This is a genomic window from Neisseria sp. P0009.S010, from assembly GCF_051958545.1.
Lineage (GTDB): Bacteria > Pseudomonadota > Gammaproteobacteria > Burkholderiales > Neisseriaceae > Neisseria > Neisseria subflava_A.
Window position 1 is genome coordinate 1 of the sequence record NZ_JBQCVH010000041.1, and the last position, 262, is coordinate 262.

The window sequence follows — 262 nt, forward strand, 5'->3', positions numbered from 1 at the left end:
TAGCCTTTATCGGCATAGACGGTCGTACCTTTGGGTAACCCTTCCAGCAAAGGCGACAGGTGTTTGCACTCATGGGCATTGGCGGGGGTGATGTGCAGTTTCCCGATATAGCCTTCCTCATCGGTACGGGTATGTTGTTTGTACCCGAGTTTGTAGAGGCCGTTTTTCTTGATCCATCGGGCATTGCTGTCTTTACTCGGTGTGGTTTGGCTGCTGACTTGTCCTTCTTCATCAACTTCTATGGCCTGGCGCTGTTTGCTGC

The 262-nt window shown here is 51.5% G+C and carries 1 protein-coding gene; it reads right to left on the bottom strand.

The features are described from left to right. Window positions 1-262 (bottom strand): transposase (locus ACTHSN_RS10825; protein ID WP_440365320.1); only part of this gene is annotated, 262 nt, incomplete at both ends.